This window comes from Neorhizobium huautlense, assembly GCF_002968575.1.
GTDB lineage: Bacteria > Pseudomonadota > Alphaproteobacteria > Rhizobiales > Rhizobiaceae > Neorhizobium > Neorhizobium huautlense.
This window is the reverse complement of the sequence record NZ_PVBM01000002.1, coordinates 346,072-366,723: the sequence shown is the minus strand read 5'-3', so window position 1 is coordinate 366,723 and position 20,652 is coordinate 346,072. Positions and strand designations below refer to the sequence as shown.

The window sequence follows — 20,652 nt, the reverse complement described above, 5'->3', positions numbered from 1 at the left end:
AGGTTCGATCCACGCTTCCTCCCCACGGTCGGTCGCCCTTCCGCAGTTGCGCTTCACTTCGCTCGCCATGACCAGCTTACGGTGGGACTTCCACCCACAAGAATGCGCCCATGCTGGGCGCACAACAAGAAAGGGCGGCATCGCTGCCGCCCCACGGATTTCCGACAAGAAACCTCAAGCCGCCCGGGAAGCCTGCGGGCGCGAATGCTTTACGCCGTCGATGCGGAACTGCTGAACAAGTTGAAGCAGGGCGTCGGCCTCTTCGGCAAGACGGCGGCTCGCCTCGGTGGTTTCGCCGACCATTGCGCCGTTCTGCTGGGTCATCTGATCCATACGGTTGACCGAGTTGTTGATGTCCTGCAGGGCCGCCGATTGATCCTGGCTTGCGGTTGCGATCATATCGACATGCTGGCTGACGCCGGTGATCTGCTGACTGATGGCCGCCAACACCGCACCCGCCTGTTGTACCAGACCGGCCCCGGAGCTTACTTCCTGGCTTGACTGCGTGATCAGATCCTTGATCTCGCTCGCCGCTCCGGCGGATCGTTGGGCAAGCTCGCGGACCTCCTGAGCCACGACGGCAAAGCCCTTGCCGGCCTCGCCTGCGCGCGCTGCCTCGATCCCGGCATTCAGCGCAAGGAGGTTGGTCTGGAAGGCGATATCGTCGATCACCTCGATGATCTGTTCGATTTTCCGCGAGGCCTCCTCGATACGCCCCATGGCGGCGACTGCGTTGTTGACCACGGTGCCGGAATTGTCGGCGCTCTTCTTGGTCTCCGAAACGGCGTGATTGGCTTCGCGGGCACGCTCGGCCGAAGACCGCACCGTTACCGTGATTTGGTCCACTGCGGCAGCGGTCTCTTCCAGCGAGGCTGCCTGGGTTTCGGTTCGGCGCGAGAGTTCGGTCGATGAATGGCTGAGACCGGCACTGCTCTTCTGGATGGAGAGCGTGCTTTCGCGGATATCGGAAAGAGTATCGCGTAGCCGGACGATAGAGCCGTTGAAGTCGTTGCGCAGTTGTTCAAGCCTGCCTGAGAAAACAGTCTCGATCGTGGTCGAGAGATCGCCCTGCGCCAAGCGGGATAGAGCCGCCGCCAGCTCGCTGACCGCAATATCGATCTGCTGATCGACACGTTGCTTTTCCTCATCGCTCCGGCGACGTTCCGCCTCTGCTTCGCTGCGCTCCTCCACGCTTCGACTTTCGATGAGCCGTTTTTCGCGGGCTGCGTCGCGGAACACTTCCAGCGCACGAGCGATGTTGCCGAACTCGTTGCGGCGCGCGGTATAAGGGATCTCGACCGCATCATTTCCGCCGGAGAGCGTGCGGACCGTGCTGGTCAGTACACCGAGCGGGCGGAGCAAGCTCCTCAGCGTGAAGAAGCTCACAAAGCCGATCAGGACGAGTGCAGCAACCGAACTGCCGACAATGACATAAGCCGAGGAGGCGATGTGATCGAAGTAGACCTCCATGGGGATGCCAATGAACAGGAGGCCTGTAACGGCATTGGAGGCGTTGGTAATCGGAAAATAGCCGGTCATGAAATCGCGGCCGAACAAGACGGCCGGGCCGAAATAGGCTTCACCGCGGGCAAGGAACGGCTGCGCCGGGTGTTCCGCGGCAAGCTTGGTGCCGATAGCACGTTCGCCCTTCTCCGTTTTCACGTTGGTGGAGACGCGAACATAATCGCTGCCGCGCTTTTCGAAGAGGGTAGCAACGCCACCGATAGCTCCGGCCGTACGGTCCACCAGGTCATGGTCACTCAGAACTCCATCCCCCTGAAGCACGCGGGAAACGAAACCGTCGCGGATTTCGCTCTTGGCGCCGGGCAGCTCAAGCTCGTAGAGCAGGCTCATGGTGCGAACCGCCTTATGGGCATCTGCTTTCGCCGTTTCCATGATATCGCCGCGCAGATGCACGTAGGCGAGACCGCCAACCGCGGCAATCGCGACGAAGATCATGAACAGACAGAAGAAGGCGATCCGCGATACGACGGACGATGGAAAAAATCTCGACATGCCCCAAGCCTTCCCTGTGGGATAAAGACAGTCGGATTATTATGAGCAATCTTTAAAATTTTACTGAACCAGTGGAATTCAAGATGCGACACCGCTTCAGTGAGTCATGCAGAGCAATGGCTGCGGAGAGCCAGCTTCTTTAAATTGCTTTCAAGCGATTAGTGAAAAAACGCCGGAAGGGAGAGAAGAGCTGCCATAGCCCCGATCGAGATCACCAGAAGCCGCAACCGCTTCTGCCTGGCGTCGTCCTTGACGAGTGCGATTGCAATTGCGCGGGCACGGCGGGTTTTCTGCATGAATCCTGAACCCCAAAAACGGTTGCTCTCGACGTCCTGCCGCGACCCGACAGGCTGCGTATACCAGCTCTTAACCACAGGATTTTGCTGGCATTAAGGCAGGATGAGGGAGGTATATTAAGAAGTGCTGAATCACTCACTACGACAATGCTTCCCCGCAAACATGGCCTGATGCCCAGGCCCACTGGAAATTATAACCGCCGAGCCAGCCGGTCACATCAACGCATTCGCCGATAAAATAGAGACCGGGCACCACCTTCGCCTGCATGGTCCTGGAATCCAGTTCGGATGTATCGACGCCGCCAAGGGTCACCTCCGCCGTCCTGTAACCTTCCGAACCGGCAGGCCGGATCGTCCAATTCTGTATTGCAGCGGCAAGCCCTGCGATCGCCTTGTCCGAAAGATCCGCCAGATGTCCCGTCACGCCTCTCGTCTCGACAAAAAATTGCGCCAGCCGTTTGGGCAAAGCTTCTGCAAGCACCGTCTGCGCAGCCTGCCTGCCGTTGACCTTGCGCGCTGCTTTAAGCATGGACGCAACATCCAGGTCCGGTTCGATCACCAGGGTGATGTCGTCTCCTTCCCGCCAGAAGGAGGATATCTGCAGGATGGAAGGGCCACTCAGGCCGCGATGAGTAAACAGCAGCGCTTCCCGGAAAGCCGTCTTGCCGTGTCGTACCTCCGCCGCCACCGAGACGCCGGATAGCGGCGACAGTCTCTCCAACAGGTTCGGGTCGAGCGTCAGCGGCACGAGCGCCGGACGTGTTTCGATGACCTTCAGGCGGAACTGTTTCGCAATCTCGTAGGCAAAGCCGGTTGCCCCCATCTTCGGAATCGATTTGCCGCCCGTCGCAACGACGAGTGCTGCTGCTTCCACGGCACCTTCAGACGTTGCGATGCGAAAGCCATCCGGAGTCTTTTCGATCGAAGTGACCTGCTTCTGCAGTTCGAGGACCACTCCTGCCGCCTGCATTTCGATGAGCAGCATGCGAATGATGTCTTTGGCGCTTTCGTCGCAGAAGAGCTGCCCGAGCGTCTTCTCATGCCAGCCGATCTTGTGCGCCTCGACCATGTCGAGGAAATCGCGCGGCGTGTAGCGGGCAAACGCCGACTTGGCGAAATGCGGATTGGAGGACAGATAATTCCTGGCGCTGGCATGGATGTTGGTGAAGTTGCATCGCCCGCCGCCGGAGATGCGGATCTTCTCCCCCGGCGCCTTCGCATGGTCGAGCAACAGGACCGAACGTCCGCGGGCTCCGGCTCGGATCGCGCACATCATCCCTGCGGCGCCTGCGCCCAAAATCACCACGTCGAATTTTCGCGTCACCCGGCGCTCCATCGTTTCCCCGTTGGCTCTTCGCCATCCCCGGCGCCAAAGTCAATGACGCCCCCTCGCCAAGCGCCAATCCGTGGCTATGATGGGAACTTCGATCAACCTCACTCCGGTGTGTCATGCCGCGCAAAAAAGCCAATCCCGCCCCCGCAACCGGCACCGTGCTCAAAGCAGCCGCTGCCCAACCGACGCTCACCTCCCTTCGAGGCGTGGCGGACTGGCGGGAGGCCACCGCGTGGCTGAGAGCGCGGGGGATCGAGGATGTCGAATGCATCACACCCGATCTGGCCGGCGTTCCGCGCGGCAAGATGATGCCATCTTCGAAATTCACGTCGAATACTTCGCTTGCGCTGCCCTCCGCCCTTTACCGCCACACAATCTCAGGTGAATATCCCGAAGAAACCGGCACCTTCCGTTACGAGCCGCGGGACAGCGACCTGAAGCTGATGCCTGATCTGTCCACTCTCGCGGTCGTTCCGTGGGAGACGGACCCGACGGCGCAGGTGATCTGCGATATCGTCGATACGGATGGCAAGGCTGTGGCCTACACGCCGCGCAATGTGTTGAAGAACATTGTCAGGCTTTACGAAGAACGCGGCTGGAAACCTGTCGTAGCCCCGGAAATCGAATTTTACCTTGTCGCCAAAAACGACGACCCTGACTATCCCCTGCACCCGCCGAAAGGCCGGTCGGGCCGTTCGATCCTCGGTGGCCAGGGTTATTCGATTGCCGGCATCAATGAATTCGACGAGCTGATCGACGACATCTATCACTTTTCCGAAAAGCAGGGGTTGGAGATCGACACCCTCATTCATGAGGAAGGTCCGGCGCAACTCGAGATCAACCTGCGCCATGGCGATCCGATCGAACTCGCCGACCAGGTTTTCATGTTCAAGCGGACGATCCGCGAAGCAGCCCTGAAGCACGGGATTTACGCCACCTTCATGGCCAAACCGATGCAGGGCCAGGCGGGTTCGGCGATGCACATCCACCAGTCGGTGGTCGACATCAAAACCGGCAAGAACGTCTTCTCGAACCCGGACGGCTCCGCCTCGAAGGAATTTTTCCACTTCATCGGCGGCATGCAGACTTATGTGCCCAAGACGCTCGCCATGATGGCTCCCTATGTGAACTCCTACCGCCGCCTGACGCCCGACATGTCGGCACCGGTCAACAATGCCTGGGGCTACGATAATCGTACCACCGCCTTCCGTGTGCCAGTTTCGGACGCGAACGCCCGCCGCGTCGAAAACCGACTGCCGAGCTCGGACGCCAATCCTTATCTGGCGCTCGCGGCGTCGCTCGGCTGCGGCCTGCTCGGCATCATGAACGGGATTGAGCCGGCGCCGCCCACGGAAGATACGGCCAACGAAGGCTCGATCGATCTGCCTCGTGGCCTGCTCGAAGCCGTATCGTTGCTGGAATCAGAACCAGCCCTGGCGCAGGTCTTCAGCCCCGAGTTCATAGGCCTCTATGCGGGCGTCAAGCGTGGGGAATTTGAGACCTTCATGCAGGTCATCAGCCCGTGGGAGCGGGAATTCCTGCTTCTCAACGTGTGAGGGCTGGTGTTTTGGACAAGTGGCAGAGCCCGATAGCGCCGGGGGTTTCCTGGTATCAGGCAACCGTTGGCGAACGACCGACCTATCCCGCCCTCGACGAATCGAAGACGGTCGATGTCGCGATCGTCGGCGGCGGCTATACCGGGCTTCAGGCCGCCTACAACCTCGCCAGGAGCGGTATTTCCACCACCCTGATCGAGGCATATCGCCTCGGCGACGGCGCTTCGGGACGCAATGGGGGGCAGATGGGCACCGGCCAGCGCTGGTGGCCGGAAGAATTCGAGAAGGAGTTGGGCTATGAACGCTCGAAGGCGCTCTTCGATATGGCGGAGCATGCCAAGCGCCATCTTCTCGATTTTGCCGATGTTCACGGCATCGACATGGATTACATGCCGGGGCAGATGAATGTCGCCCACAAGCCGGGACACGAGAGGGAATATCGTGCGAATGCCGAGATTGCCGCCGAGCGCTACGCCTATCCCCATATCTCGTTCATGGAGGCCAGGGAAACTGCCGAACGGCTTGGTACAGGCGACTATTACTGCGGCGTCCGGGACACGGGCACGGGCCACATTCATCCCCTGAAGCTCTTGATCGGTCTTGCGCGTGTCGCCAAGGCGGCGGGCGCTCAGATCCATGAGATGACGAAGGCCAGAGCCATCCGGCGGGCAAGCGGTAAAATTATGGTAGACACACCGTCCGGAACGCTGACGGCCGACCGGGTGTTGATCGCCACAAACGCCTATGTCGGCGAACTGGAACCTGTCACGTCCGCACACATCATGCCGATCGGCTCCTTCATCGCAGCCACGGAACCGCTCGATGATTTTCCAACGGTCATTCCGGGCGGCGAGGCGGTGGCCGATTCGCGATTCGTCGTGAGATATTTCCGCAAGTCGCGCGACAACCGTCTCCTGTTCGGAGGGCGCGAGGTCTATTCCTCTCGCGACCCGAAAGATACTGCGCAGGCCATCCGCCAGCAAATCATCGCCACCTATCCGAGCCTGAAAAACATTGCGATCACGCATGCATGGGGCGGCAATGTGGGAATCACGATGCCGCGCCAGCCTTTCGTGCGCGAAGTCATGCCGGGTGTGACCTCGATCGGCGGTTATTCCGGTCACGGCGTCATGCTGTCAAACTATTGTGGCAAGCTCTATGCTGACATGATTTCCGGCAATGCGACCGAACTGGATCAACTTGCCGCACTGGATGTTCCCGCCTTTCCAGGCGGGCGTCATATGCGAACGCCGTTGCTTTTTCTGGCCCTCACGTGGTTTGCGCTGCGCGACAGGCTCTGACAAGCAAGCGACCCTACGAGGTCCTCAACATCAATTCGGGCTAGCCTTTTTAAATCGATTAGATTAAGTATGCCCCCAACCATCCAGGACGAAAGAACAGAGATGAGCAGCCAGATCATCCCAGTCGAAGCCTTTGATTGCGTCGTGTTCGGCGGAACCGGCGACCTCGCAGAGCGCAAACTCCTGCCGGCCCTTTACCACCGTCAGGTGGAGGGTCAGTTTACGGAACCAACCCGTATCATCGGCGCTTCCCGCAGCAATCTCTCACACGAAGATTATCGAAAATTTGCTCAGGACGCATTGAAGGAGCACCTGAAGAAGGGCGAATACGACGAGGCTGAAGTTCAAAAGTTCTGCCAGCGGCTCTACTACGTCTCGATCGATGCCAAGTCCGATCAGGGCTGGGATGCGCTCAAGAAGCTCATCGATGATGGAAAAGAACGGGTGCGCGTTTTCTATCTCGCCGTTGCGCCCGGCATCTTCGGAGCAATTTCCGAAAAAATCCGCGACCACAAGCTAATCACGAAAGCAACCCGGATCGTCGTGGAAAAGCCGATTGGCCGCGATCTCGCCTCAGCGCTCGAACTCAACGATACGATCGGCAAGGTTTTCCGCGAAGAGCAGATCTTCCGTATCGACCACTATCTCGGCAAGGAGACGGTGCAGAACCTGATGGCGCTGCGATTCGCCAACGCGCTCTACGAGCCGTTGTGGAATGCCGAGCATATCGATCACGTGCAGATCACGGTTGCGGAGGCTGTCGGGCTCGAAGGCCGCGCCGGTTATTACGATACGGCCGGCGCGCTGCGCGACATGGTTCAGAACCATATCCTGCAGCTTCTCTGCCTTGTCGCCATGGAAGTCCCTTCCTCGATGAATTCGGAATCGGTGCGCGACGAAAAGCTCAAGGTGCTACGGGCGCTGAAGCCGATCACCGAAGCCAATGTCGAACAATTCACGGTGCGAGGCCAGTACCGCGCGGGCGCTTCAGCCGGCGGCCCCGTTAAGGGCTATCTCGACGAGCTGGAAGGCGGCGTCTCCAATACCGAGACATTCGTGGCCATAAAGGCCGAGATCGGCAACTGGCGCTGGGCCGGCGTGCCCTTCTATATCCGTACAGGCAAGCGGCTCGCGAACCGCGTCTCCGAGATCGTCATCACCTTCAAGCCGATCCCACACAATATCTTCGACAATGCTGCGGGCCGAATTGCCGCAAACCAGCTGATCATCCGCTTGCAGCCGGATGAGGGGGTGAAGCAATCATTGATGATTAAGGACCCAGGTCCCGGCGGAATGCGGCTTCGCGAGGTTTCGCTCGACATGAGCTTTGCGGAAGCGTTCGCGGTTCGCAATCCCGACGCCTATGAGCGGCTCCTGATGGACACGATCCGCTCCAACCAGACCCTTTTCATGCGCCGTGACGAGGTGGAAGCCGCGTGGCGCTGGGTCGACCCGATCCTCAAGGGTTGGGAAGCAACCGGCCAGCAGGTGCAGGGCTATACCGCCGGAACCTGGGGACCCAGCCAAGCGATCGCGTTGATAGAACGGGATCACCGCACCTGGCACGAAGGCTGACGATAGGAAGGGCGAGACCGGGCAATGACCGCGAACCTGCATGACTTTCCCGATGCCGCAACACTTGCTGCCGCCCTGGCGGACGAGGTTGCGGCACGCCTGGCCGCCGCGATCCGCGAACGGGGGATCGCGTCCATCGCAGTCTCTGGCGGTTCCACACCGAAAAAGTTCTTCGAGACGCTGTCGGCGCGCGATATCGATTGGAGCAAGGTCACGGTCACTCTGGTCGACGAGCGTTTCGTACCGGCCGACAATCCGCGCTCCAACCATCTTCTGGTCGCGACGCATCTCCTGAAGGACAAGGCTGCGACGGCGAAGTTCATCCCGCTTTATTATGATCGACCCTCAATCGACGAAGCTGCGGTCGCGGCAACAGATAAGACGGCGGGCATTGGAAATCCTTTCGATGTCGCCATCCTCGGCATGGGAACCGATGGCCATACGGCCTCGTTCTTCCCGCACGGCAATAATCTCACGAAAGCGCTCGATCTTTCTGGCCCTCGCGGCGTTCTGACCATGGAGGCGGAAGGTGCTGGCGAGGAGCGGTTGACCTTCTCCTTTGCAAGCCTTTCGGACGCGCGTTTCCTGGTCCTTCATATCGAAGGTCAGGGCAAGCGGGACGTGCTGGAGAAGGCGAAGGCCGGTTCCGACGAAGCGGAGATGCCAATCCGCGCCGTGCTCAATCACGCTGCGTCGCCGCTAGAGATCTACTGGGCGCCGTAAAGGCGCAGGATTTTCAACAGGAGCAATCCCGGTCGGCTTTCGCCATTCCCAAGCCGGGCTTGACGGATGAGGACAACACCCATGGCCGCCCATTCCAGCATCGAGGCTATCACCGCCCGCATCGTAGAACGATCAAAGCCGCACCGTGAGGCCTATCTCGACCGCGTCCGGCGAGCGGCATCGCGAGGCCCGCACCGGTCGACACTCTCCTGCGGCAATCTCGCACACGGTTTTGCGGTCTGTTCCCCCGCCGAAAAGGATGCGCTCGCGGGCGACGTCGTTCCGAACCTCGGCATCATCACAGCCTATAACGACATGCTCTCCGCCCACCAGCCCTACGAGATCTTCCCGCCGATCATCCGGGAAGCCGCCCGGGAGGCAGGCGGGATCGCGCAGGTTGCGGGCGGCGTGCCGGCTATGTGCGACGGTGTCACCCAAGGGCAGCCGGGCATGGAACTATCGCTGTTCTCGCGGGATGCGATCGCCATGGCGGCCGGCATCGGCCTTTCCCACAACATGTTCGACGCAGCAGTCTTCCTCGGCATCTGCGACAAGATCGTACCCGGCCTGGTGATCGCAGCGCTGAGCTTCGGCCACCTGCCCTCCGTCTTCATTCCGGCAGGCCCTATGACTTCGGGTCTACCGAACGACGAGAAGTCGCGCATCCGGCAGCTCTATGCGGAAGGCAAGGTCGGCCGCTCAGAACTTCTCGACGCCGAGTCGAAGTCCTATCACGGCCCCGGCACCTGTACCTTCTACGGCACCGCAAACTCCAACCAGATGCTGATGGAAATCATGGGCTTCCACATGCCCGGCGCTTCCTTTGTCAATCCGGGTACGCCGCTGCGCGAAGCATTGACTCGAGAAGCCGCCAAGCGGGCGCTCGCCATCACCGCCCTCGGCAATGAATTCACACCAGCCGGCGAGATGATCGACGAACGTTCGGTGGTCAACGGCGTCGTTGGCCTGCACGCCACCGGCGGCTCGACAAACCACACGCTCCACCTCGTCGCCATGGCGCGCGCGGCCGGCATTCACCTGACATGGCAGGACATCTCCGACCTTTCGGATGTCGTCCCCCTGCTCGCCCGCGTCTATCCGAACGGTCTGGCGGACGTGAACCATTTCCACGCCGCCGGAGGCATGGGCTTCCTCATCAAGCAGCTCCTGAAGCAAGGCTTCTTGCATGACGACGTTCGCACCGTCTTCGGCCACGGCCTCGATGCCTATACCGTCGAAGCGAAACTCGATGCTCAAGGCCAGGTGGTGCGGGAGCCGGCACCGGCCGAAAGTGGAGACAAGAAAGTTCTGTCGACCATAGAGACACCTTTCCAGTCCACCGGCGGGCTGAAGATGCTGACCGGCAATCTCGGCAAGGCCGTCATCAAGATTTCCGCGGTAAAGCCGGAGCGCCACATCGTCGAAGCGCCGGCCATTGTTTTCCATGATCAACAGGGGCTGCAGGACGCTTTCAAGCGCGGCGAACTCAACAAGGATTTTGTCGCAGTCGTCCGCTTTCAGGGGCCGAAAGCAAACGGCATGCCGGAACTCCATCGTCTTACGCCTCCGCTGGGCGTGCTGCAGGACCGCGGCTTCAAGGTGGCGCTCGTGACTGACGGGCGCATGTCAGGTGCCTCGGGCAAGGTGCCGGCGGCGATCCATATTACCCCGGAAGCTTCCGACGGCGGACCCATCGCCAAGATCAAGGACGGAGACATGGTCCGGCTTGACGCCGTCGCAGGTACGCTGGAGGTACTGGTGGATGCGGGCGAGTTTGAAGCGCGGACGCCTGTTGTCGCCGACCTTTCGGGCAACGAGTTCGGCATGGGCCGAGAGCTCTTCGCCGCATTCCGCCGCAATGTCGGTCACGCGGACCAGGGTGCAAGCGTGTTTGCATAAATGAATGGGCGGCCAGAGTCGCCCATCGAAAATTTCCGACTTCACCAGGATCGGATGTCGAGCGTCCGGTCGCGATGGTTGGGATGGGTCGAAAACACGAAAATCCGGTCCATCTCCTTCTGCGTGAGAAGGCGCAGGAAACGGACTTCGATCGTGTTGTTGGCATTGGTGCGCATCAACAGGCAGCCGACCTTGGTGATCCGCGCATCCGGAATATCGAGGTAAAACTGCTGAGGCAGATTGTACTGGGTCAGGATACCGATAACGGCGCTGCTCTGGGAAATGCGCAGCACGTCGCAGCGGCGCTGCGCCATGTTCATCACGCCTTTTTCCGTATATTCGATGCGCGCCGCATTCATCGTGTCTTCCATCTTGAACCGGGCTTCCCGGTCGTACATGAAAGACTCTTCCTTACTCAAAAAGTGATTTTTGTTTTTTGGAGCCGCACTCACGACGTCCCTCCTTCGTTTATGAGAAGAAGGCTAGCCGGTGAAATTTAACAGAGCGTTTTGAAGTCTCAATCCAGAACAATTCCCAACAACGCTCGGTGGTTTATAGTAAACGGCGGCTTATCCCTTATTTCCGATAGCTCTTACCTTCTGCATCAAAAAGGTGCAGCTTCGCAGGGTCGGCGGCAAAGCGCATAGCGTTCCCCTTCTTCGCGTTCAGAATTCCGGGAATCTTGGCGATAATCGGTTCCTGGTCGGCAAGCCCCTCAATGTAAAGCAACGTTACTTCTCCGAGGGCTTCGACGATCGAGACCTGCCCTTCGAAAAGATATTCCTCGCCAGTCGCGATCGAAAGATCCTCCGGGCGCACGCCGAAGCTTGCAGCCTTGCCTTTTTCAGTAGCGGCAGTCGCGATCGGGAGACGCACCGACTTGCCGCCCCTCAGTGATACGGTGGTGGTCTCGCCAGTCTCGGTTATCGTTGCAGGAATGATGTTCATCGCCGGCGAACCGATGAAGCGTGCGACGAAGAGGTTGTGGGGACGCTCGTAAAGCTCGAGCGGTGCCCCCACCTGTTCGATACGCCCGGCCGAGAGTACAACGATACGGTCCGCAAGCGTCATCGCCTCCACCTGGTCGTGGGTGACGTAGATCATCGTGGTATCGGGCATCGCCTCGTTGAGTTTGGCGATCTCGATGCGGGTCGCCACCCGAAGCGCGGCGTCGAGGTTGGAGAGCGGCTCGTCGAACAGGAAGACCTTCGGATTGCGGCAGATGGCCCGGCCGATCGCCACGCGCTGCCGCTGCCCGCCCGAGAGCGCCTTCGGCAACCGGCCGAGATAGGGCGTGAGCTGCAGGATGTCGGCAGCCGAGCGGACGCGACGGTCGATCTCCTGCTTGCTTTCCTTGGCGATCCGCATGCCGAAGGCCATGTTGTCGTAAACCGTCATGTGCGGATAAAGCGCGTAGGATTGGAAAACCATGGCGATGCCGCGGCGCGAAGGCGGAACCTCGTTCACCAACTGATTGTCGATAAACATTTCCCCGCCTGTGATGCTCTCGAGACCTGAGATCATCCGCAGCAGCGTGGATTTTCCGCAGCCTGAGGGCCCGACGAAAACCACGAACTCGCCCTGCTTGATGTCAAGGTCGATGCCGTGCAGCACCTTCACCTGACCATAGGCCTTGCGGATATCCTTAAGCACGACACCAGCCATGTTTCCCTCCCGTTTTCGTTAGGCGTGGCGGGCGAAGAACGCCCCCCAGGCCGGTAGTTCGATGCGTCGGCCTTCGAGGCCGCTTTCAAATCCATGCCCCGTCAAAATCTCCCAGTCGCCGATAGGCAATTCCGTCGAGGTCTCGCTTGGGCTCATATTGAACAGGCAAAGCACGGTCTCGTTGCCGTACTGCCGCTTGTAGCCGAGCACCGGCCCATCTTCCGGCAGGAAGGCGATATCGCCCTTTGCAAAGGCCGGGTGCTGCTTGCGGAACGCCAGAAAGCGACGGTACTGCTCCAGCACGGAAGCGGGGTCGCCATATTGGGCGCCGACGGCGCGGAGCTGATGTTCGACGGGGATGGGCAACCAGGTTCGCTCGGCGGTCGAAAAACCGGCCTGCAACGCCTGTGCGTCCCACACCATGGGGGTGCGGCAACCATCCCGCCCCTTGAATTCCGGCCAGAACTGAATGCCGTAGGGGTCTTGCAGATCGGCATAGGCGATATCCGCCTCGGTGAGGCCGAGCTCCTCGCCCTGATAGATGCAGACCGAACCGCGTTGCGTCATGAGGATCGCAGCCGACATCTTTGCATAGCCGTCGCGGTCAAGAAGATCGTGGCCCCAGCGGCTGACGTGACGCACGACGTCGTGGTTCGAGAAGGCCCAGCATGCCCAGCCGTCCGGCGCGGCGACCGAGAAGGCGTTCTGCACTTCTGCGACACGCGCAGGCGTCAGCGGATCCGGCGCCAGGAACTCGAACGCATAGCACATCTGCATCTTGTCGGTGCCGGAGGTATATTCGCCAACGATCTCAAGGCCCCGCTGGCTGTCGCCGACCTCACCGACAGCGGCGATCGCCGGAAACTCGTCAAGCACGGCCCGAAAGCGTCTCAGGAATTCCAGGTTTTCAGGCCGGTTCTTGTCGTAGACATGTTCCTGGAAGTTATAGGGGTTTACTGCCGGTGCAGTGGATGCATTGCGCCGCGAGGGATCAAGCGCCGGGTTGTCGCGCAGTTCCTTGTCGTGGAAATAGAAGTTGATCGTATCCAGACGGAAACCATCGACGCCGCGCAACAACCAGAAACGGGTCATGTCCAGGAGCGCATCCTGTACTTCCGGATTGTGAAGGTTGAGGTCCGGCTGCGATGTCAGGAAGTTGTGCATGTAATACTGCATGCGCGTCGGATCCCAGGCCCAGGCGGATCCACCAAAGATCGACAACCAGTTGTTCGGCGGCGTTCCATCCGGTCTTGCATCGGCCCAGACATACCAGTCGGCCTTGGGATTGAAGCGGCTGGACCGGCTCTCGATGAACCATGGATGCTGGTCGGAGCTGTGGGACATCACAAGATCGATCATCACCTTGATGCCAAGCCGATGGGCTTCCGAGATCAGACCGTCAAAGTCGGAGAGCGACCCGAACATCGGATCGACATCGGTGTAGTTCGAGACATCGTAGCCAAAGTCCCTCATGGGTGAGGGGAAGAACGGCGATATCCAGATCGCATCGGCCCCGAGCGCGGCGACATGCGGTAGGCGCGCAGTGATACCCTTCAGGTCACCGATGCCGTCGCCGTTCGAATCCTGGAAGGACCGCGGATAAATCTGATAGATGACCGCCCCACGCCACCAATCCTTGTCCAGCTCCGCGGGTTTTTCGTGCGAAATGATCATTCAATATCCTGTAGTTGACACAATAAGCCTGCGGCTCAGCCGCCCTTGACCGAGCCGGCAAGCAATCCGCGGACGAGATACCGCTGAAGTGCAAAAAAGACGATAATCGGCACCACAATCGTGATGAAGGCGGAGGCGGTGAGAATTTCCCACTTTCCGCCCATGGAGCCCAAAAGCGCATTGAGAGCGCCGGTCAGGACAAGCTGATCCTTGCCTGTACCGAGAAAGACCATGGCGACCAGAAGGTCGTTCCATGTCCACAGGAACTGGAAGATGGAGAAGGATGCCAAAGCCGGAAACGACAGCGGCAGGATGATCTTCACGAAGATCTCGAAGTCGCTCGCGCCGTCAACCCGGGCGGATTCGATAATCTCCCTCGGCAGGCCTGCGATGTAGTTGCGCAGAAGGTAGATCGCAAGCGGCATTCCGAAGGCCGAGTGGGCAAGCCAGATGCCCGCATAGCTGCGCGACGGCACCCCGAACAAGTTGCCGATCTCGTTATACATCCTGAGAAGTGGAATGAGGGACATCTGCAAGGGCACGACGATCAGCCCGACCACCATAGCAATGATCAGCGCACGCCCGGGAAATTCCATCCAGGACAGCGCGTAGGCGGCAAAAGCGGAGATCAGGATCGGGATGATGGTCGCAGGGATCGCGACCGTCAAGGAGTTGACGAAAGACTGTCCAATGCCCTGCGAAGTCAGGACGGTCCGGTAGTTGTCGAGGGTAAAGGAGGGCGGCGCCGCAACGGAAAGATAGACGCGCTTTCCACGCTCGCCGTCGAAGGGAGCATTCTTCGTATAGACGTAGCTGCCGTCCTCGTTGATCGTCAGCATCTCGCCGTCGCCGAGGTCGGCCGCCTGCCCGGCTTCGAATTCCGTCGGCGCCGCGACGCGCGTGCCGAAGGCGCGAACCGCCCCGCTCTGGCCTTGCTCGAAGACTGAGCCGGAAATCACGTAGTTCGCCCCCTCCTGTCTGGCGGTGGACGGCTCGCCAAGGCGGGCAGCACTTGTCTCGGCAGCGCCGGTGAATGCCGTCCACCAGCCCGACGCGGCGATCTGGCCTGCATCGCGGAATGAGGTGACGAGGATGCCGATGGTCGGGATAAGCCAGATGATGCAGATCACCAGGACCGACAAATGGACGATGAGGCGCGGGAGCCCGATACGGCGGAGGCTGACGGCAGGGTTCATCTCAATGGCCTCCCATTTCCTTGTTCGCCTGGCGGATATTCCAGATCATGATCGGCGTTACGGCGGCCATGATGATGAGCGCGATGACCGCGCTTCGTCCGCTGTCCCCCCCGCCACGGAACATCCAGTCGAACATCAGGTTCGCCAGGACCATGGTGTTCCACTGGCCGTTCGTCATGGTCAGCACGATGTCGAAGACTTTCAGAACGAGAATCGTGATGGTCGTCCAGACGACGGCAATCGTGCCCCAGATCTGCGGCACCATGATTTTCCAGAAAATCTGCCAGCCGCTGGCGCCGTCGATGACGGCGGCCTCAATCGTCTCCTCCGGGATGCCGCGAAGCGCTGCCGACAGGATGACCATAGCAAAACCGGTCTGTATCCAGATCAGGATCGCCATCAGGAAGAAGTTGTTCCAGAAGGGAAGCGATATCCACACCTGCGGATTGCCGCCGAAGAACTGCACGACAGCATTCAGGAGGCCGATCTGAGTCTCGCTGCCGCCGCGATATTCGTAGATGAATTTCCAGATGACGGAGGCGCCGACAAAAGAAATCGCCATTGGCATGAAGATCAGGCTCTTGGCGAGATTACCCCACCAGATCCGATCGGTCAGCACGGCGATAACGAGGCCGAAGAAGGTGCAGGCCGCCGGTACCACCGCCAGCCACAGGATATTGTTGAAGATCGATTGGCGGAACTGCGCGTCTTGGATGGCCCAGCGATAGTTCGCAAGACCAACGAAATTTCCGCCCGACCGGTCGTAAAAGGACAAGACGAAGGTCGCGACTACCGGATAGACCAGATAGACGACCAGCAGGATGAGGGCCGGCCCCAGAAACAGCCAGGGGCGAACCACCGCCCGCCGGTTGAGGTTCACCGAGGCCGCATGGACATTATCCACCGGAACCGGAAACACGAGTTGCAGAATCTTGTCGGAGAGCCAGTAATACAAGGCACAGATGAAAACGCCGGCGATCACAACGCCGACGGCTGAAACGACCTGCGATATCATGCCTCTCCCCTTTTCACCGATTTTTCCGGATTTTTCTGAAGGCACCGCGCCGAAAAACCGGCGCGGCGAATTCTCGGATTTATGTTCGGAGGTTTACTTCAGGCCGTCCCAAGCCTTCTGTATGTCGGTCGCAACCGTTTTGGCGTCCTTGCCGCCGACATAGTCGACCATGCCGGTCCAGAATGCGCCGGCGCCGATCTTGCCCGGCATCAGGTCGGACGCATCGAAACGGAAGGTCGTTGCCGTGGTCAGAAGCTCACCCTGCTTCTTCATGACGTCGTTGGCGTATGCATCAGGATTAGCGCCCTTGAACGGCGTCAGGAACGACGACTGCGCCATCCAGACCTCGTGAGCAATCGGCGTCTTCAGGAATTCGATGAAGGCCTTGGCGGCTGGTGAATCCTTGGTGATGGCAAACATCGTACCGGCGCCGAGAACGGGCGTGCCAAGCTCGGGCTTGGAGGCGTAGGTCGGCAGGTAGAAGAAGTCGGCATCGGTGCCGAGCTTCGTATCCGGCGGGAAGAAGGACGGCACGAATGATGCCTGGTGATGCAGGTAGCATTTCGGCGGAATGCCGAAGAGACCCTTCGGGCTGTCGCGGAAGTCGGTGGAGGAAACTGCCGCAACACCGCCGCTGACATATTTCTCATTCTTGGCGAACTTGCCGAACTCTTCGATCGCGCCCACTACGGCCGGATCGTCAAACTTGATCTCGTTGCTTACCCACTTGTCATAAGTTTCCGGAGTCTGGGTGCGCAGCATCATGTCTTCGACCCAGTCGGTCGCCGGCCAGCCTGTGGCGCCCCCGGAGCCAAGGCCGATGCACCATGGAACGCCGCCATCCTCAACGATCTGGTCGCTGAGCTTGATCAGTTCCTCCATGGTCTTGGGTACCTCGTAGCCCGCCTCTTCGAAGTTTTCAGGCACATACCAGACCATGGATTTGAAATCGGCCTTGAATGGGAAGCCGAAATAGGCCTCCTTTCCATCCTTGCCCTTATAGGTGCCATACCGGATCCAGCCCTCGCCTGCACCGTAGTTCTGCTTCACCCAGTCGGCGTTTTCCTGGCCGAGCGGCGTCAGAAACCCTTTGGTGGCCAGATCGGCCAAAAGGCCCGGCTGAGGAATGATCGCGATATTCGGGGGCGAGCCCGCTTGCGTATCGATGACGATCTGCTGCTCGTAGTTTTCCGAGGAGGAATATTTGCCATTGATACCGGTCGCCGCATTGAAGTAGGCCAGAACGCTGTTGAACAGTACCTCGTCCTCGCCACGCCAAGGGCCGAATAGCGTCAGATTCTGCCCCTTGAGGTTGGCATTGGCGGCTTTGAAATCCTCGTAGCTCTTCCAGTTGAAGCGCGCGTCCTGACCCGGCGCAAACTTGAGTTCCTGGGCGGCTGCGCTTCCTGCGAGAACGACCGCGAGCGCCGTACCGATCCAAAATGGTGTCTTCATGAAACTACCCTCCCATTGTCCCGGCTTCTTCTACCCAACCGAGAGTTCCAAAACATGGAAAGAGATTTAACGCTCTTGCCGAGGAGTCAACCCCCTCCGGCAGCGGCATTCAGAATATTTTAAATCGATTAAAATCTGGGTGCGGTTTTTCCGGCGGCGCGATAGGCGGCGATTGCCGTGTTGGCCATCAGCATTGCGATGGTCATCGGGCCGACGCCACCGGGAACGGGCGTGATGGCTCCGGCGATTTCTGCTGCATCCACATAAGAGACGTCACCAACAAGGCGGCTCTTTCCGTCACCCTTGTCCGGGGCCGGCACGCGGTTGATGCCGACATCTATCACTGTAGCTCCCGGCTTCACCCAATCCGCCTTGACCATCTGCGGCCGTCCCACGGCAGCAACCAGGATATCGGCATTGCGGCAGACCGAGGCGAGATCCCTCGTCTTGGAATGCGCCATGGTCACGGTCGCATTGGCGGCCAGCAGCAACAGGCCCATCGGCTTGCCGAACAGGTTGGAGCGGCCGATGACGACGGCGTTGAGGCCGGAAAGATCTCGGCCGTGGATGCGGTTGACGAGCAGCATTGCGCCGGCCGGCGTGCAGGAAATAAGGCCCGTTTCCAAGTCTCCGGTCGCGATCTTGCCGGCATTGACGACATGCAGGCCATCGACGTCCTTTTCCGGTGAAATCGAAAGGATTACCGGTTCCGCCTTCAGATGCTTCGGCAGAGGAAGCTGCACGAGAATACCGTGGATCGCTGGATCGGCATTCAGCCCGGCGACGAGCTCTTCAAGTTCTTCCTGCGTCGTCTCTTCAGCAAGGCTATGCTGGATCGAGTTGAATCCGCACTGCTTGGCCATCTTGCTCTTGGAGTTTACATAGGCGTGGCTTGCCGGATCGTTGCCGACGATGACGACCGCGAGCCCCGGCTTAACGCCCGTTTCACTTTCAAGAGAAGCGGTCGCCTCGGTTACGGCTGCAATCACGGATGCTGCTGCCTCTTTGCCATCGATCACTACAGCCACGCGTCACCCTCCCGCTTGAAACCGCCGCCAATCTACAAAGCGGGTATCGGTCGGATTTGCCCGCCAACGCCCTATGCTGGTCGCAGACGGCAAATGCAAGCTGATTCGATGTCGCGGATGTCCGTTATTACAACGTCGACCCGCGGCGGGCGGAATAGAACTGAACCCTCTCCCGAAGCTCCGTCATGTTACGGCGCAATTCGCGAACCTCTTCAGCTTTTCGAATATCCTCAGGGGAGGATCGCGCCGCACTATAAGACGGCGGATAGGCACTCCCGCCCGACATAACGGCCGCGACCAGCGGCGGCAGGTCAATCTCGCGCGACGGTCTGCGGTTGGCGATCAGCATCTCGCGGATCTGCTCGGCAAGCGGCACGTCATTGGCAGGCGCCGCGTAGCGCGTTTTTCGGCGAAATGCCGGAAGATCCCGCTGAGGTTCGTAATAGTCGGCATCGTCCTCATCCTCGAGCGTCTCGACCAGGTCGACAGCCTCGAGCTCCCTGTGGGCTGGCTCGGGCTCTACGGCAAAATCGAAAGCGGGCTCCTCGTCCATCTCGTCCGACCCGGAGCTGCGACGCGTGAGGCCAGAGAGAGCAAGGCCAAAGCAAAGGCCAGCTACGGCACCGGCGGCTGATGCCTGCATCATCGACAGGCCCGCCGGCTGCGCGACCTCTGCCGTCGCCGGGCTTAGGATTTCGACCTTGGCGACCGGCAGCGCCGCCTGGCCTTCCGACCGGTGAAGAGCATCGAGATAGTTCTGGCGCGCCTCTTTTGCCGCTTCTTCAAGCGCTGCGAGTCTCGCCGCAGACTCGGCTATTTCCTTGTCATCCGGTTTTCGGGATTGCTTGTTCTTCAGTTCGGCTAGGCGCCGGGCAACAGCCGTCTCCTGTTGGCGAAGCGTCGAGGACAGTTGCTTCAGGGCCTTCTGGATATCCAGTCGAACCTCCCCCAGCGCAGCCTGCGCGGCGAGAAGGCGCGGGTGGCGCGGACCGAGATTGCCTGAGAGCTGGTCGACGGCGAGCTTCGCCTCGACATGCCTTTGGCGCTGGTATTCAAGGCCGGTATAATCCAGATTATCCGGCAGCGGCTTGTTGAGCACATCTTCCAGCGTCATGGCGGACGCTCGTGCAGCTGTGATCTTGAGGTCCGCGAGTTCCGCCTGCACCTCGGCGACTTCTGCGACCAGCTGCTTTTGTTCATTTTGGCTGCGACGCAATTCGGCCAGCTTCTGTCCGCCGGTCTCCTCTGCGAAACCGGCAAGCGCCGCCTCCGCGCGTTCGAGTGTCTGACGGAGCTTTTCGACCACGGGCTCCGACGTGGCGGCGCCTGCGACTGCAAGTTCGCCGCGGAATGTGTCTCCCAGCATGTTGGCGATTTTTGCCGCCTCGCCAGGATCCTCAACGGAGGCCGAGATCACAACTTGGTTCGTCCCTTGGTCATACCCGACCGTAAGCGCCTGCGAGAGCCGTTCACGCAGCCGGTTTTCGGCCTGCGAGACCGTCATTTCGCTACCGGAAACGATATCCGAGACGACCCGAACGACGCTCGGGCGATCCACCCCGAATTCGCTGTTATCCCGAAGGTTGAGTGCGCGGATAAGATTGTCGAGAACCTGTTTGGAACGGAGCGCTTTCAAGGCTCCCTCAACCGCGTCTTCGCTGGCTGCTTCGACTTTCAGCCGGGTGGTTGCTTCATAAGTTTGCGGGAGGCCATCGCCGAGCAGCAATGGCAGAGCTCCGCCAACCAGCATCGAGGCGCCCGTTTTCCACAGCGTCCACCGCATGCGGGAAAAGACAGAGCCAAGACCGGACCGCAAAGCGCCCGGCCTGGAATCCTGCTCTTCAACGATTTTCGCCGACTGGTACATGGGGCGACCGCAATAACCGTGCTCTCGGCATCCCCGAGGTTGCCGTTGATTAA

The 20,652-nt window shown here is 59.9% G+C and carries 16 protein-coding genes; 5 read left to right on the top strand and 11 right to left on the bottom strand.

Annotation, left to right across the window (positions count from 1 at the left end):
* Positions 1-174: 174 nt before the first annotated feature.
* The 3 genes from C5L12_RS03945 to C5L12_RS03935 all read right to left on the bottom strand — a co-directional run bounded on the left by C5L12_RS03945 (position 175) and on the right by C5L12_RS03935 (position 3,648).
* Positions 175-2,016 carry a methyl-accepting chemotaxis protein gene (locus tag C5L12_RS03945; RefSeq protein WP_105370698.1) on the bottom strand — a complete coding sequence of 614 codons (1,842 nt, stop codon included), beginning with the start codon at positions 2,014-2,016 and terminating at the stop codon, positions 175-177.
* 158 nt (positions 2,017-2,174) lie between these two features.
* Positions 2,175-2,312, bottom strand: a complete 138-nt coding sequence (locus C5L12_RS28345) for a hypothetical protein (RefSeq protein WP_165924093.1) — start codon at positions 2,310-2,312, stop codon at positions 2,175-2,177.
* Positions 2,313-2,451: 139 nt separating this feature from the next.
* Positions 2,452-3,648: a BaiN/RdsA family NAD(P)/FAD-dependent oxidoreductase gene (locus tag C5L12_RS03935; RefSeq protein ID WP_105370696.1), complete on the bottom strand. Its 1,197-nt coding sequence runs from the start codon at positions 3,646-3,648 to the stop codon at positions 2,452-2,454.
* Positions 3,649-3,761: 113 nt separating this feature from the next.
* Here C5L12_RS03935 and C5L12_RS03930 point away from each other — a divergent pair, with 113 nt between their 5' ends.
* The 5 genes from C5L12_RS03930 (at position 3,762) to edd (ending at position 10,699) form a co-directional block, all read left to right on the top strand.
* Complete coding sequence (locus C5L12_RS03930; protein ID WP_105370695.1) at positions 3,762-5,201, top strand: glutamine synthetase family protein; 1,440 nt, start codon at positions 3,762-3,764, stop codon at positions 5,199-5,201.
* 11 nt (positions 5,202-5,212) lie between these two features.
* Positions 5,213-6,502 (top strand): NAD(P)/FAD-dependent oxidoreductase, encoded by a 1,290-nt coding sequence (locus tag C5L12_RS03925; RefSeq protein WP_105370694.1) that lies wholly within the window; start codon positions 5,213-5,215, stop codon positions 6,500-6,502.
* A 102-nt stretch (positions 6,503-6,604) separates the two neighbouring features.
* On the top strand, positions 6,605-8,077 hold the full coding sequence (gene zwf / locus C5L12_RS03920) for a glucose-6-phosphate dehydrogenase (protein ID WP_105370693.1): 1,473 nt from the start codon (positions 6,605-6,607) through the stop codon (positions 8,075-8,077).
* 24 nt (positions 8,078-8,101) lie between these two features.
* Positions 8,102-8,800, top strand: coding sequence for a 6-phosphogluconolactonase (gene pgl / locus C5L12_RS03915; protein WP_105370692.1), 699 nt, complete (start codon positions 8,102-8,104; stop codon positions 8,798-8,800).
* 81 nt (positions 8,801-8,881) lie between these two features.
* Entirely contained in the window at positions 8,882-10,699 is a 1,818-nt protein-coding gene (gene edd / locus C5L12_RS03910) for a phosphogluconate dehydratase (RefSeq protein WP_105370691.1), read from the top strand.
* Between the two features lie 41 nt (positions 10,700-10,740).
* Here edd and C5L12_RS03905 read toward each other — a convergent pair whose 3' ends face one another.
* The 8 genes from C5L12_RS03905 to C5L12_RS03870 all read right to left on the bottom strand — a co-directional run bounded on the left by C5L12_RS03905 (position 10,741) and on the right by C5L12_RS03870 (position 20,599).
* Positions 10,741-11,097 carry a hypothetical protein gene (locus C5L12_RS03905; protein WP_105370690.1) on the bottom strand — a complete coding sequence of 119 codons (357 nt, stop codon included), beginning with the start codon at positions 11,095-11,097 and terminating at the stop codon, positions 10,741-10,743.
* 178 nt (positions 11,098-11,275) lie between these two features.
* On the bottom strand, positions 11,276-12,364 hold the full coding sequence (locus C5L12_RS03900; RefSeq protein WP_105370689.1) for an ABC transporter ATP-binding protein: 1,089 nt from the start codon (positions 12,362-12,364) through the stop codon (positions 11,276-11,278).
* Between the two features lie 18 nt (positions 12,365-12,382).
* Positions 12,383-14,038, bottom strand: a complete 1,656-nt coding sequence (gene bglA, locus C5L12_RS03895; protein WP_105370688.1) for a beta-galactosidase BglA — start codon at positions 14,036-14,038, stop codon at positions 12,383-12,385.
* A 35-nt stretch (positions 14,039-14,073) separates the two neighbouring features.
* Positions 14,074-15,234, bottom strand: coding sequence for a carbohydrate ABC transporter permease (locus tag C5L12_RS03890; protein ID WP_105370687.1), 1,161 nt, complete (start codon positions 15,232-15,234; stop codon positions 14,074-14,076).
* Position 15,235: 1 nt separating this feature from the next.
* On the bottom strand, positions 15,236-16,249 hold the full coding sequence (locus C5L12_RS03885) for a carbohydrate ABC transporter permease (RefSeq protein ID WP_105370686.1): 1,014 nt from the start codon (positions 16,247-16,249) through the stop codon (positions 15,236-15,238).
* A gap of 93 nt (positions 16,250-16,342) precedes the next feature.
* Positions 16,343-17,704 (bottom strand): ABC transporter substrate-binding protein, encoded by a 1,362-nt coding sequence (locus tag C5L12_RS03880; RefSeq protein ID WP_105370685.1) that lies wholly within the window; start codon positions 17,702-17,704, stop codon positions 16,343-16,345.
* A 128-nt stretch (positions 17,705-17,832) separates the two neighbouring features.
* Entirely contained in the window at positions 17,833-18,732 is a 900-nt protein-coding gene (gene folD, locus C5L12_RS03875; RefSeq protein WP_105370684.1) for a bifunctional methylenetetrahydrofolate dehydrogenase/methenyltetrahydrofolate cyclohydrolase FolD, read from the bottom strand.
* Positions 18,733-18,859: 127 nt separating this feature from the next.
* Positions 18,860-20,599: a GumC domain-containing protein gene (locus tag C5L12_RS03870; RefSeq protein ID WP_105370683.1), complete on the bottom strand. Its 1,740-nt coding sequence runs from the start codon at positions 20,597-20,599 to the stop codon at positions 18,860-18,862.
* Positions 20,600-20,652: the final 53 nt, after the last annotated feature.

Excerpts from the sequence above, each read along its gene's own strand:
- C5L12_RS03945 (WP_105370698.1), bottom strand. The coding sequence starts at position 2,016 with ATGTCGAGATTTTTTCCATCGTCCGTCGTATCGCGGATCGCCTTCTTC.
- C5L12_RS28345 (WP_165924093.1), bottom strand. The coding sequence starts at position 2,312 with ATGCAGAAAACCCGCCGTGCCCGCGCAATTGCAATCGCACTCGTCAAG.
- C5L12_RS03935 (WP_105370696.1), bottom strand. The coding sequence starts at position 3,648 with ATGGAGCGCCGGGTGACGCGAAAATTCGACGTGGTGATTTTGGGCGCA.
- C5L12_RS03930 (WP_105370695.1), top strand. The coding sequence starts at position 3,762 with ATGCCGCGCAAAAAAGCCAATCCCGCCCCCGCAACCGGCACCGTGCTC.
- zwf (WP_105370693.1), top strand. The coding sequence starts at position 6,605 with ATGAGCAGCCAGATCATCCCAGTCGAAGCCTTTGATTGCGTCGTGTTC.
- pgl (WP_105370692.1), top strand. The coding sequence starts at position 8,102 with ATGACCGCGAACCTGCATGACTTTCCCGATGCCGCAACACTTGCTGCC.
- edd (WP_105370691.1), top strand. The coding sequence starts at position 8,882 with ATGGCCGCCCATTCCAGCATCGAGGCTATCACCGCCCGCATCGTAGAA.
- C5L12_RS03905 (WP_105370690.1), bottom strand. The coding sequence starts at position 11,097 with ATGTACGACCGGGAAGCCCGGTTCAAGATGGAAGACACGATGAATGCG.
- C5L12_RS03900 (WP_105370689.1), bottom strand. The coding sequence starts at position 12,364 with ATGGCTGGTGTCGTGCTTAAGGATATCCGCAAGGCCTATGGTCAGGTG.
- bglA (WP_105370688.1), bottom strand. The coding sequence starts at position 14,038 with ATGATCATTTCGCACGAAAAACCCGCGGAGCTGGACAAGGATTGGTGG.
- C5L12_RS03890 (WP_105370687.1), bottom strand. The coding sequence starts at position 15,234 with ATGAACCCTGCCGTCAGCCTCCGCCGTATCGGGCTCCCGCGCCTCATC.
- C5L12_RS03885 (WP_105370686.1), bottom strand. The coding sequence starts at position 16,249 with ATGATATCGCAGGTCGTTTCAGCCGTCGGCGTTGTGATCGCCGGCGTT.
- C5L12_RS03880 (WP_105370685.1), bottom strand. The coding sequence starts at position 17,704 with ATGAAGACACCATTTTGGATCGGTACGGCGCTCGCGGTCGTTCTCGCA.
- C5L12_RS03870 (WP_105370683.1), bottom strand. The coding sequence starts at position 20,599 with ATGTACCAGTCGGCGAAAATCGTTGAAGAGCAGGATTCCAGGCCGGGC.